The sequence below is a fragment of the Pseudomonas petroselini genome (assembly GCF_045037875.1).
Classification (GTDB): domain Bacteria; phylum Pseudomonadota; class Gammaproteobacteria; order Pseudomonadales; family Pseudomonadaceae; genus Aquipseudomonas; species Aquipseudomonas petroselini.
In genome coordinates, this window is sequence record NZ_CP173614.1 from 4,787,058 (window position 1) to 4,798,462 (window position 11,405).

An 11,405-nucleotide genomic window follows, 5' to 3' on the forward strand; every position below is an offset into this window, starting at 1 on the left:
GTAACTTGACCCAGATCAACGTCCGCCTGGGGGGTATCGGGCTATGCTGGCCCCGTCTACCTCCAAGGAGGTAGACGCAAAAACAAGAGAAAAGCTTTATTTATCAATGGATTGCTCTCTTGTGCCGGCTTTTATCCGTGGGAGGGTTCGCCGGCAATTCTTTAGAGGTAGTGCGCCAGGGAAGGCCGTGTCCAGCCCCCTTTCCGGTTTCAGGTGCCCTCATGCCTCTGCATTGCCTTCGTCGATTACGCCGTCATGCTTGACTGGCTGCGCAGCTCCCTGCCCGCCCGTGCCGGCCTGGCGGTGATCCTTATCGCCATCCTGGCCCTGGCCAGCTCCCTGAGCGCCGGGCTGATCGCCTGGTTCAGCCAGGGCGACGCCGCCGCGATCAACACCGCAGGCTCGGTGCGCATGGAGACCTACCACCTCAGCTGGAAACTCGCCGCCGGTGCCCAGCCAGGTGAAATCACCGAGGTCAGCCAAAGCCTGCAACGGCGCCTCGACAGTCAGTCGCTCAAGGCGGTCTTGGAAGACGGCCCCCAGAGCGCCCTGCTACAGAGCTACCAACAGATCCAGCAACGCTGGAACACCGAGCTGCGCCCGGCGGTGCTGCGCGGTGATGCGGCCTTGTTCCAGGCCAGCGCCCCGGCGTTTGTCGAGCAACTGAATCACTTCGTCAGCCTGTTGCAGCAACAAAGCGAACGCAAACAAGGCTGGCAACAGGGTATCCAGGGCCTGGCGCTGTTCAGCACCTTGATCATCCTGCTGATCGGCCTGTACGAACTGCAATACGGGGTGGTCAACCCCCTGGAAGAGTTGGTGCACGCCACCCGGCGTTTTCGCGACGGCGACTTCAAGATCCGGGTCAACCACCGTTCCGAGGACGAGCTGGGCCAACTCGCGCTGAGCTTCAACACCATGGCCGAAACCATCGAAGCCTCGCACCGCACCCTGGAAAGCCAGGTGCAGCTCAAGACCCTCAACCTGCAACAAGCCAACGCCGCCCTCGAACTGCTCTACCAAAGCAGCCGCAGCCTGGCCACGCGCCTGGCGAATGCCGAGGGCCTGGATGAACTGATCCGACGCTTCCAGAAACGCCTGCCGGGGCTGCGCCTGTCGTTATGCCTGCAAGGCCACTTCCTGGCGCCGGCCCAGCAGATGCTCGCGCTGCATGGCGAGAACAGCCGCAACGTCTGCGCGGTCGGTGACTGTGCCACCTGCGAGCGTCATCACGCCGCGCCGCCGCAAGTGTTCAGCATCAGCAACCAGGGCGCGGAACTGGGCGAACTCAAGGCGCACTTCCTTGACGGCCATGCACCGCAGGATTGGGAAAAACAACTGATCCAGGCCTTGGCCAACCTGATCGGCACCTCACTGTCCCTCAAGCGCCAACGCGAACAGGACCACCGCCTTTTGCTCCTCGACGAGCGCACCATCATCGCCCGCGAACTGCACGACTCCCTGGCCCAGGCGCTGTCCTACATGAAGCTGCAAGTGAGCCGCATGCAAACCCTGATCCGCCGTGGCGAACCGGTGGAGACCCTGGCCACCGTCACCGGCGAACTGCGCGACGGCCTGAACAACGCCTACCGCCAACTGCGCGAACTGCTCACCACCTTCCGCCTGCAAATCCACGATGCCGGGCTGGTGCATGAGTTGCAGGACACCGCCGAAGAATTCTCCCGGCGTGGCGAGTTCCAGGTGCACCTGCATGTGGACGCCCTGGCCTTCCAGCTGTCGGCCAGCGAACAGATCCACGTGTTGCAGATCACCCGCGAAGCGCTGTCCAACTGCCTGCGCCACGCCCATGCGCAAAACGCCTGGCTGCAACTGCGCCAAGTCGGCGAGACAGTCAGCCTGAGCATCGAAGACGATGGTCGTGGCTTCAGCGGCGAGGTCGACCGGCGAGAACACCACGGCCTGACCATCATGGACGAACGCGCCCGCAGCCTGCACGGCGACCTCGACATCAGCCCACGAGCCCCTCAGGGCACTCGTGTGCAACTGCGTTTCCAGCCGGAATTCCTCGGCCACTCCCTACAAGGCACCGCCTCATGAACACCGCCATTCGCCACCGGATCCTGTTGGTCGACGACCACCCGATGATGCGCCACGGCATGCGCCAGATCCTCGAACTGGAAGACGACCTGCACGTGGTCGGTGAAGCCGGCAACGGCCAGGAAGCCCTCGACCAGATCCAGAGCCTGCAACCGGACCTGGTGCTGCTGGACAACAACATGCCCCAGATGAACGGCCTGGAAACCCTGCGCCGCCTGCGCGCCATGGACTATGCCGGCAAGGTGTTGCTGTTTACCGTGTCCGACGCCGAAGACGATATTCGGGATGCACTGCGCCTGGACGCCAATGGGTACCTGCTCAAAGACATGGAGCCGGAACTGGTGGTGGAATTTATTCGCGATGCGCTGCATGGGGCGCTGGTGATCAGCCCCGGATTGACACGAGTGCTGGCCCAGGCGTTGCGCTCACCGCAGCCGCATGCGGCGGTTGAATTGACCGAGCGGGAGCGGCAGGTGTTGAAGACGATCGCCAGTGGGTATAGCAATAAGGTGATTGGGCATAAGTTGGGGATTACTGAGGGGACGGTGAAGGTGCATGTGAAGAATTTGCTGCACAAGTTGGGGTTGCGGTCGCGGGTGGAGGCGGCGGTTTGGGCGATGGAGCATTTGAGGCAGGTGGGGTGAGCGTTGGGGTTGGGTCTGCGCCGGGACCCACACCCGCCATTACCGCAGAAACGGATATACACACCGAGGTACCCCCTCAGAGGCATATCCAAACCCACCCCAGGCCCCCTACCCTGACCACCCGCGGAGGCCCAAACAATGCTCACCCATCCCCAAATCGTCCTGACCCTACGCCGTCACCACCTCTTCACCCAACTCCCGGAAAAAACCTTCCAGGACGTCTGCACCCTGGCCAACCTGAAACGCGTGCCCAGCCACACCCCCTTGATGCACCAGGGTGACCCCGCCGACCGTTTCTTCCTGCTGGTCAGCGGCCAGATCAAACTGCACCGCGTCACCGGCGAAGGCCAGGAGCACCTGGTGGAAATCATTCAACCCGGCCAGACCTTCGCCGAAGCCCTGCTGTTCACCCAGGCCAAGGCCTACCCGGTCAGCGCAACAGCGCTCAAGGACTGTGTGCTGGTCAGTATCGAAGGCCAGCACTACCGCCGCGCCCTGGAAGACCAGCCGAAAATCTGCCTGGCGATCCTGGCGAGCATGAGCATCCATCTGCACCAGCGCCTCAAGGACATCGACACCCTGACCCTGGCCAACGCCAGTCGCCGGGTGATCAACTTTCTGTTCCAGGAGCGCGATGCCGTCAGCGGCGACGTAGTGCTGCAAGTGCCTAAACGACTGGTGGCGTCGAAGCTGGGGATCCAGCCGGAGACCTTTTCCAGGATTCTGCACCGGCTGGTGGAAGGTGGATTGATCGAGGTGCAGCGGCGCACCATTCGAATCCTCAGTGAAGAGGAACTGATGGGCTACCAGGCCGGTTAATGCCCGTTGCCGATCATGTAGAGTTTCGCTGCGGGTCATGGGGTTTCTACGCGATGACGCTGGAGGTGGGAGGTGGGAGGTGGGAGGTGTTGCATTTGGCGGGTACATATCCGTTGTTTGGGTAACGGCTGATATTGGTTCCGCTTTTACAGCGGGTCACTTTTGAAAAGAGCCCAAAAGTAACCAAAAGGCTCTTGCCCCAACACTCGGTGCCTCGCCTAGGCTCGGCATACCCTCACTCCGGCTTGAATCCGTGGGCCGCCGCCACGCGCCATCCATGGCGCGGGGCGGCTAACCCGGCGTCCTGCCGGGTTACCCACGGATTCAAGCCTGCGTTCGGCCAGCGTGTTTGACGGGGCGCCTAAGATCAAAATCAAAAGCAGATCAAAAGCAGGCTGATATCTACCTGATGTATGGAGATCAAACTGTGGGAGGGGGCTTGCTCCCGATAGCGGTGTGTCAGCTGATCCATCTTTGGCTGTCACACTGCAATCGGGGGCAAGCCCCCTCCCACATTTGGACCGCGATCGACAGACGCAACTCCGGCCGGCTTTAAGGCCGCCGCGTTTGCCTTTGCTCCACACCACTCAGGTCGGCTACCAGGCCGCCGTGCTCTTGCTTTTGATCTTGATCTGGGGCGCCCCGTCAAACACGCTGGCCGGAATTCGACAGGGATTTGGGGGGTAAACCGGCAGGGATGCCGGTTTAGCCGCCCCGCGCCATGGATGGCGCGTGGCGGCGGCCCCCCAAATACCTGGCGGATTACGGGCACACCGAGCGTGAGCGAGGTGCCCAGTGTTGGGGCAAGAGCCTTTTGGTTACTTTTGGGCTCCTTTCAAAAGTGACCCGCCGTAAGGGCGGAACCCCTACCAGCCGTTACCTAAACAACGGATCTGCCCACAGTTCAAACCGCCCCCCCCCGCCCCGCCCGCTCAAGCCCCTGCCACAACCAAACCGGCAACACATCCGAATCCAAACTGTCTATCAAGTTCTTCAACCCCAACCCCAACTCCGTATCCCCCTCGATCACCAACCGCCGCCGAAAGAACAACGTATCCGGATCTTCCTGCCGGCTGGCCAGCAGCAAAAACTCCCGCCAATTCCCACTGATGGTCACCTGGGCCTGCGCCTGCGAGGCAATCCGCAATCCCTCCCGCCCCAAGGTCAGGTACCAGCACAACCCCAAATCAGGAATGCGCAGGCACATCCAGCGTCCCCGCAACAAATCAAAACCGCCATCACGCAAAGGCTCGGCCAAACAGCGGTTGAGACCCTGCTGCAAGGCCAGACGCTGCACTGCAAACGGCACACGCCGTATCAACGGCAACAACCGGTCAGCCCCCTTGAGCAACCATTGCTTGCGACTCAACACAACCCCACCTCCTCAACCCGCAACATGCCGGCCTGGCCATGCCAGTAACCATTGCAGCCATCCACAAACAGCGGCGGCGTGGCGCCCTGGCGCACCTGGTCGAAGGCGCGCACCACGTCGCTCATGCCCTCGGCCCGAGGGCTCAGGCGCAGCAGATCAGCCCCACACGACACCAAGCCAGGGTAGTCGGCCAGCAAGTTAGTGACATCGGCCGACAGGGTCTGAATCCCGTTCAAGGTGAACAACGCCTGCCCTTCCTGGCTGGTCAAGGCCATGCCGTCCGGGTAGTTGATGCAGCAGAACTGGCAGTCATCCTTCGGCCGGTTTTCTGCACGCGCGGTGAAGCAGCGGGCTGAGTACGCCAGGGGCAGATGGCCGTAGGCGAAGATCTCGACTTCGGGCAACGGCCGCCCCAATTCACGCACCTGTTCCAGCACGTCGGCGATCAGGCCGTGGGAACATTCCACCGGCGGCACCCAGCGTTGCATGCCCGCGTCGAGCAATTGCACCAAGGCATGGCCGTTGTAGAGGTTGAGCGCCGGGCCGCCGACGAAGGGCAATTTGCGTTCGATCAGCAACTGCACCGCGCCCATGTCGTTGGCTTCGACCAGCAACTCGCCGTTGTCGCACAGGCGGCGCAGGCTCGACAGTTCCGAGGCGGCTTCGATCAAAGTCAGGCTCGACAGCACGATCTGCGCCGAGCTGCAGGCCTGCAATTCACGGCCCAAACCCAACCATTGATCCAGGTTCAAGGCGCGGCGTTTGGAGCACACGGTTTCGCCCAGGTAGATCACGTCCAGGGGCAAGCTGGCCATGTCCGCGTAGAAGCGCCCCAGGTGTTCCTTATCCCAATAAAACAGCACCGGTCCGAGGCTGAGTTTCATCTGTGTGTCCTCACTGCCAAGCACGATGGTAAGCACCCAGGGTGGTCTGGCTGCCTTCGGAGAGTCCGGCCAGCACCTGGCGCCATTGGTCCTTGACCACAAAGTTGGCGGGGCTGCTGCGGTGGGCGTCGAGGGCGGCGCGCCAGACGCGGGTGACTTGTTCCACATAGGCCGGGCTGCGTTGCCGGCCTTCGATCTTCACCGCCGCCACACCGATGGCGCTGAGTTCGGGTAGCAGGTCGAGGGTGTCGAGGCTGGTGGGTTCTTCCAGCGCATGGAAGCGCTTGCCGCCCACCAGGAACCGGCCTTTGCACAGGGTCGGGTAGCCGGCGGGTTCGTTGGGGGTGTAGCGGTCGATCAGCACTTCGCTCAGGCGTGCGCTGAGGCCGTCGGCGTCGTCGCTCCAGCGTACCGCCTTGGCAGGTGAACACACGCCGCACAGGTTGGGCGACTCGCCGGTGATGTAGGACGACAAGTGGCAACGCCCTTCGGCCATGATGCACAGGCTGCCAAACCCGAACACTTCGATGGGCACGCTGCTGCTGGCCGCCACCTGCTTGACCTGGGCCAGGGACAGCACCCGTGGCAGCACCGCGCGGCGGATGCCGTAGCGTTCAGCGTAGAACTGCAACGCCGCCGCATGGGTGGCCGAGCCCTGCACCGACAAGTGCAGGGCTAACTGTGGATGACGCTCGGCGGCATAGCCGAGCACGCCGGGGTCACCGGCGATCAGCGCGTCGACGCCATGGTCGGCGGCGCGGTCCACCGCACGTTGCCAACGCGGCCAGATCTTCGGTTGCGGGTAGGTATTCACCGCCACGTACAGCTTGCGCTGGTGCTGGCGGATATGGGCGACGGCGGCGTCAAACTGCTTGTCGTCCATGTTCAACCCGGCGAAATGCCGGGCATTGGTGTCATCGCGAAACCCTACGTACACCGCATCGGCGCCTTGGCGCACGGCGGCTTTCAGCGCAGGCAGGTTACCTGCCGGGCAGACCAGTTGCATGGTGGCTCCTCAGTGGAAATCGGCAAAGGACAGGAACGGCACCGCCGCGTCTTTGAGCACCTGTTGCTCGCGCTCGACGATCACCAGGCCATCGGCCCAACAAGCCGCGACGAGCATCGCCGAGCTTTGCTGGGGGTGCAGGACCGCACGCAATTGCCCATCGCTGCCAGGGCTCAAACGTGCGCGCAAATACTGGCGGCGCTTGTTGGGTTTGAGCCATTCAAAACCGGCCGGCACACTGATCGGTGCCGGCAACACCTGCTCGACGCCCTGGGCCCGCAGCAGGAACGGGCGCACCACCACCAAGCTGGTCACCAGCGCGGCGGTGGGATTGCCCGGCAGGCCGATCCAAGGTTTGCCGGCCACTTGGCCGAACGCCAGGGGTTTGCCGGGCTGGATCGCCAGGCGCCAGAAATCCACGTTGCCGAGTTCCTGAATGGCCTGTTTGAGGTGGTCCTCCTCCCCCACCGACACGCCGCCGGTGGTCAGCAGCAAGTCGCATTCGGAGGACGCCAGCACCAGTGCATCGCGACTGGCTGCCAGGGCGTCGGCCATCACGCCGTAGTCGTGCACCTCCACGCCCCAACCACGCAGCAACGCCGCGACGAGGTAACGGTTGCTGTTGTAGATTTGCCCAGGCGCCAGTGACTCACCCGGTTCACGCAATTCGTCGCCGCTGCTGAGCAGGCATACCCGCAGCGCTCGATAGACCTTCACCCGCGGGATGCCCGCCGCCGCCAGCAGGCCGATTTCCTGGGCGCGCAGGCGTTTGCCCGCCCCCAACACGCACTGCCCGCGTTGCAGCTCCTCGCCGCGCTTGCGCACGTGGTCACCCAGGCGCAGCGGTGGGCACCAGATGCGCTGGCCATACACGCGGCAGCGTTCCTGGGGGATCACGCTGTCGGCACCGACGGGCAGCGGCGCACCGGTGAAGATCCGCAGGGTTTGCCCAGCTTGCAACGGCACCTCGCTACTGTGCCCAGCAGCGATGCGCCCGGCCACTTCCAGGTAACCGCCCTGCTCCGGCACGTCAAACGCGCGCAGGGCGTAGCCGTCCATGGCGCTGTTGTCCCAACCCGGCAGGTCAAGGGGCGAGAACACGTCCTCGGCGATCACCCGTCCGAGGGCCTGGGCCAGGGGAATGACTTCGGTGGACGGTGGCGGTGGCGCCTGGGCGAGCAATTGCGCGATGGCCTCCTCCACCGGCAGCAGGTCGCCGCTGTCACACACGCTCATGACCGCGCCTCACACGCGCCAAGCGGTTGATCGCTCTGGGGCTTGAGGTGCGGCGCGAAGTTGCATGGGCCGGTGCGACTGTCCAACTGGCCAAGCAGAATCTGGTCCCAGGCTGTGCGACAGGCGCCCGGAGAGCCGGGCATGCAGCACACCAGTACACCGTTGCTGATGCCGGCCAGGGCACGGGATTGCAGGGTCGACATGCCGATTTCCGCCAGGGACACCTGGCGGAACAGCTCGCCGAAACCGTCCACGGACTTGTCCAGCAACGGCATCACGGCCTGGGGCGTGTTGTCCCGAGCGGTAAAACCGGTGCCGCCGGTCATCAGGACCACTTGCACCTGAGGGTCGGCGATCCACTGCGAGACACGCGCGCGGATCTGGTAGATGTCGTCCAGCACAATGCTGCGGTCGATCAACACGTGGCCGGCACGTTGCAGGCGGTCCACCAGGGTTTGCCCGGAGGTGTCGGTGTCATAGGTGCGTGTGTCGCTGATGGTCAGTACCGCGATATTCAGCGAGACAAAACTGCGTTGGGTCAGATGGGCCATGATCAAGGCTCCAGGCGTGAAGAAAGTTGCACTCAGCCTGCGCCGCAATGGGCGCAGGGCCTATTCCTCGGAGGAGGTATGCCGTTAGGGGGCCAGGCGCGTGCACTGCCAGTGGCCGTCGTGCAGACGGTAGTCGAGACGGTCATGCAGGCGGTCGGGGCGGCCCTGCCAGAACTCGATGCGCCGGGGTTGCAGGCAATAGCCGCCCCAGTTGTCGGGCCGTGGCGGCTGGCGCCCGGCGAAGCGTTGCGTGACCTCACGCAAGCGGCTTTCCAGCTCGCTGCGATGGGCCAGGGGCTGGCTCTGTGGTGAAGCCCAGGCGCCCAACTGACTGGCGACCGGGCGCGCGTCGAAATAGTCATCCGACAGCTGCGCCCCCGCCTGCACCACCGGGCCCTCAATGCGCACCTGACGCTCCAGGCCCGGCCAGAAAAACGTCATGGCCGCATGGGGATTACTCGCCAGTTCCTGGCCCTTGGCGCTGTGGTAATGGCCAAAAAAGATAAAACCCTCGGCGCTGAATCCCTTGAGCAACAGGATGCGGCAATGGGCATGCCCTTGGCTGTCCACCGTGGCCAAGGCCATGCTATTGGCCTCGGCCGGCGGCACTTCCGTCTTGCGCGCCTGGCCCAGCCACTGGCCGAACAGCACCAACGGATCCGCCTGCGCGTTCTCGTCACGCAAGCCATAGAGGGTGTAGTTACGGCGCAATTGCGCAAGGGACAGGGGCATGACGCGATCCTCCAGAAAGTTCGCCACAGTGTGGGAACTACTGCTGCGTTATCCCTTGACCGCGATCAACAACCGCCCGCGGCATGACGCCGCAGGGCGATGGGTATTGTGTCTGTCGAACTCGGTTAAACAAGGGGGCTTGCTCCCGATCGCAGTGGAACAGTCACCGATGCATCAACTGACACACCGCCATCGGGAGCAAGCCCCCTCCCACAGTTTGATCGCCATGCTTCAGGTGGATATCCGCTGGCTTTTGATCTTAGACGCCCCGTCAAACACGCTGGCCGAACGCAGGCTTGAATCCGTGGGTAACCCGGCGAGTTGATCAACGCAACATCCACTTCGCCAGAATCACGATCACTACCATGTGCCCCAGGATGCTGCGGCGGATCCACAGCGCTCTCCGGGGGCTCAAGCACTTGTGCGACAGCCAGTATGCGAGCAACAGGTAATGCCCGATGATGCTCAGGGCCAGCAGGACTTTCAGACTCAACATCAACCCGAAGCGGCTGTTCCAGGCGATGCCCCAGTAGTGCCACGCCAGGCCGAGACCCGCGCCGTACAGCACGATCACCACCAGGTGCAGTACCCGCCGCGAACGCCGGGCGATGGCCTGCTCGGAGGTGAACTGCGCCGACCAGGCCAGTTCCTCTCGGGCGCTGTGCCAGATCACCACGTCGAAAAACAGCGTGCCGATAAACGCGATGGCCGCCAGCAGATGCACAATCAACAACCAGGCATACAGCATGTGTGTCTCCTAACCCGGATGCCCGTCGACCCGCGCCTGCCACAGCATCGGCCCGTAGCGCCACAGGTACAGGCCCAGCCCAACAGTCCAGCACAGGCCCGCCAACCACAAGGCCGCCAACGGCCAGGCCAACACCAGCACGACGCGGCACACACAGGCCAGGTTCAGCAGCGCAAAGGCCAGGGTCATCCCGCCCGGCGGCTGCAAAGGCCGGCCGGTATGGCCGAGGCTGACCCGCGCGATCATCGCCAGGATCAACCCGGCCATGGCGCCGATGGTCAGCGCATGCACCGCCAGGCTGGGATTGAGCGGCGCGCCGAAATGCCACAGCGCCATGCCCAGGCACGCCACGGCCAGCCAGGCATACGCCAGGTGCAACGACCACAGCAGCGGCACGCGCCACAGGCCGCGGTCATGCCAGCGCGCCAGGCGCAGCAGATGCCCCAGGCCCAGCGCGGCAAACAACGCGCCGCTCCAGGGGGTTGGAAACAGGGCCAAACCGCTGGCGTAGAGCAGCGCCACCAGGATCGAGCCGCCGAGCAGCAAGCGGTCCAGCCAAGGCCAAGGCTTGACGGGGTCGACCCGGCCCAGGCCGCGCTGGGTGAAGAACGGAATCACGCGGCCACCGATCAGCCCCATCATGGCGGCCACCAGCCACAGCCCCGTCAGCACCGACAGCCGCTGCCCGCCTTCGTCATGGCGCCACAGCCCATACAGCGACAACCCATCCGCCACGGCCAGCAACACCAGCACCAGCACAATCGGGTAGTTACGCGTCTGCCGGACCTTCCACAGTGTCCAGCCCATCACCCCGGCCACGGCCAGCGGGAAGCTCAGTTCCAGCAGCGCCAGCAGCGGCCACGGCACGTTGAGCAGCCAGCCCAGGCGCGCGGCCAGCCACAAGGCCGCCAACAGGGCCAACGGCGTGCCGCTGAGGCCGGGGCGACCGGTCCAGGTTTGCACCGCCGTCAGCAGGAACCCGGCGATGATTGCCAGGCCGAAGCCGAACAACAACTCATGCCGGTGCCACGCCAGCCACCCCCCGGCGGGCTGCCAGGTGCCGGTGGCGCCGCTGAGGGCCAGCAGCCAGAGGGGAATCGCCAGCGCCGCCAGCAGGCAGGCGCCGAGGAAAAACGGCCGAAAGGCCAGGCGAAACAGCGGTGTTATCGACATCGCTGTGCGCCGATCCAGTACGTGCATGCCAAGGCTCCTCAATTCATCACTGCGCTGATCTTGCGCTTACGCGCGCGCGTTGCCCTTGTCGCAGATCAAGTCGCGGCCCGTGCCGTAGGCGTACCCTCACCGGCATCATCCCCGTTTAACCTGCGCCATGGAGCCATGATGAAAAACGCCTG

12 protein-coding genes are annotated in these 11,405 nt (G+C 64.0%); 4 read left to right on the plus strand and 8 right to left on the minus strand.

Annotated elements, in window-relative coordinates:
• Nucleotides 1-255: 255 nt before the first annotated feature.
• The 3 genes from ACI512_RS21865 (at nt 256) to ACI512_RS21875 (ending at nt 3,521) form a co-directional block, all read left to right on the plus strand.
• The gene (locus tag ACI512_RS21865; protein ID WP_236383228.1) at nt 256-2,058 is read left to right on the plus strand and encodes a HAMP domain-containing protein; all 1,803 of its coding nucleotides are present in this window, start codon (nt 256-258) and stop codon (nt 2,056-2,058) included.
• Entirely contained in the window at nt 2,055-2,702 is a 648-nt protein-coding gene (gene narL / locus ACI512_RS21870) for a two-component system response regulator NarL (RefSeq protein WP_102060749.1), read from the plus strand. Before ACI512_RS21865 ends, narL begins: the two co-directional genes overlap by 4 nt.
• A gap of 138 nt (nt 2,703-2,840) precedes the next feature.
• Nucleotides 2,841-3,521: a Crp/Fnr family transcriptional regulator gene (locus tag ACI512_RS21875; RefSeq protein WP_102060750.1), complete on the plus strand. Its 681-nt coding sequence runs from the start codon at nt 2,841-2,843 to the stop codon at nt 3,519-3,521.
• Nucleotides 3,522-4,425: 904 nt separating this feature from the next.
• Here ACI512_RS21875 and ACI512_RS21880 read toward each other — a convergent pair.
• The 6 genes from ACI512_RS21880 to pdxH form a co-directional block, all read right to left on the minus strand.
• Nucleotides 4,426-4,893 carry an SCP2 domain-containing protein gene (locus tag ACI512_RS21880; RefSeq protein WP_405121333.1) on the minus strand — a complete coding sequence of 156 codons (468 nt, stop codon included), beginning with the start codon at nt 4,891-4,893 and terminating at the stop codon, nt 4,426-4,428.
• Entirely contained in the window at nt 4,887-5,777 is an 891-nt protein-coding gene (locus ACI512_RS21885) for a U32 family peptidase (RefSeq protein ID WP_064052245.1), read from the minus strand. The genes ACI512_RS21880 and ACI512_RS21885 overlap by 7 nt, the downstream gene beginning before the upstream one ends.
• Nucleotides 5,778-5,787: 10 nt before the next feature.
• Nucleotides 5,788-6,783, minus strand: coding sequence for a peptidase U32 family protein (locus ACI512_RS21890; protein WP_102060753.1), 996 nt, complete (start codon nt 6,781-6,783; stop codon nt 5,788-5,790).
• Between the two features lie 9 nt (nt 6,784-6,792).
• Entirely contained in the window at nt 6,793-8,019 is a 1,227-nt protein-coding gene (gene glp / locus ACI512_RS21895) for a gephyrin-like molybdotransferase Glp (protein WP_236383442.1), read from the minus strand.
• The gene (gene moaB / locus ACI512_RS21900; RefSeq protein ID WP_064052248.1) at nt 8,016-8,570 is read right to left on the minus strand and encodes a molybdenum cofactor biosynthesis protein B; all 555 of its coding nucleotides are present in this window, start codon (nt 8,568-8,570) and stop codon (nt 8,016-8,018) included. Before moaB ends, glp begins: the two co-directional genes overlap by 4 nt.
• A gap of 84 nt (nt 8,571-8,654) precedes the next feature.
• On the minus strand, nt 8,655-9,302 hold the full coding sequence (gene pdxH, locus ACI512_RS21905) for a pyridoxamine 5'-phosphate oxidase (protein WP_064052249.1): 648 nt from the start codon (nt 9,300-9,302) through the stop codon (nt 8,655-8,657).
• On the opposite strand from pdxH, the gene ACI512_RS21910 reads away from it, so the two are divergent.
• Nucleotides 9,301-9,627: a hypothetical protein gene (locus ACI512_RS21910; protein ID WP_064052250.1), complete on the plus strand. Its 327-nt coding sequence runs from the start codon at nt 9,301-9,303 to the stop codon at nt 9,625-9,627. The two genes, pdxH and ACI512_RS21910, sit on opposite strands and share 2 nt — an antisense overlap.
• Here the strand turns inward: ACI512_RS21910 and ACI512_RS21915 are convergent, their stop codons facing one another.
• Both ACI512_RS21915 and ACI512_RS21920 read right to left on the minus strand, forming a co-directional pair.
• Nucleotides 9,628-10,050: a hypothetical protein gene (locus tag ACI512_RS21915; RefSeq protein ID WP_064052251.1), complete on the minus strand. Its 423-nt coding sequence runs from the start codon at nt 10,048-10,050 to the stop codon at nt 9,628-9,630.
• Between the two features lie 9 nt (nt 10,051-10,059).
• Nucleotides 10,060-11,250 carry an NnrS family protein gene (locus ACI512_RS21920; RefSeq protein ID WP_236383439.1) on the minus strand — a complete coding sequence of 397 codons (1,191 nt, stop codon included), beginning with the start codon at nt 11,248-11,250 and terminating at the stop codon, nt 10,060-10,062.
• Between the last annotated feature and the right edge of the window lie 155 nt (nt 11,251-11,405).

What these genes read in the sequence shown, in the direction of transcription:
- ACI512_RS21865 (WP_236383228.1), top strand. Translation starts at nt 256, where the DNA reads ATGCTTGACTGGCTGCGCAGCTCCCTGCCCGCCCGTGCCGGCCTGGCG.
- narL (WP_102060749.1), top strand. Translation starts at nt 2,055, where the DNA reads ATGAACACCGCCATTCGCCACCGGATCCTGTTGGTCGACGACCACCCG.
- ACI512_RS21875 (WP_102060750.1), top strand. Translation starts at nt 2,841, where the DNA reads ATGCTCACCCATCCCCAAATCGTCCTGACCCTACGCCGTCACCACCTC.
- ACI512_RS21885 (WP_064052245.1), bottom strand. Translation starts at nt 5,777, where the DNA reads ATGAAACTCAGCCTCGGACCGGTGCTGTTTTATTGGGATAAGGAACAC.
- ACI512_RS21890 (WP_102060753.1), bottom strand. Translation starts at nt 6,783, where the DNA reads ATGCAACTGGTCTGCCCGGCAGGTAACCTGCCTGCGCTGAAAGCCGCC.
- glp (WP_236383442.1), bottom strand. Translation starts at nt 8,019, where the DNA reads ATGAGCGTGTGTGACAGCGGCGACCTGCTGCCGGTGGAGGAGGCCATC.
- moaB (WP_064052248.1), bottom strand. Translation starts at nt 8,570, where the DNA reads ATGGCCCATCTGACCCAACGCAGTTTTGTCTCGCTGAATATCGCGGTA.
- ACI512_RS21910 (WP_064052250.1), top strand. Translation starts at nt 9,301, where the DNA reads ATGACGCGATCCTCCAGAAAGTTCGCCACAGTGTGGGAACTACTGCTG.
- pdxH (WP_064052249.1), bottom strand. Translation starts at nt 9,302, where the DNA reads ATGCCCCTGTCCCTTGCGCAATTGCGCCGTAACTACACCCTCTATGGC.
- ACI512_RS21915 (WP_064052251.1), bottom strand. Translation starts at nt 10,050, where the DNA reads ATGCTGTATGCCTGGTTGTTGATTGTGCATCTGCTGGCGGCCATCGCG.
- ACI512_RS21920 (WP_236383439.1), bottom strand. Translation starts at nt 11,250, where the DNA reads ATGCACGTACTGGATCGGCGCACAGCGATGTCGATAACACCGCTGTTT.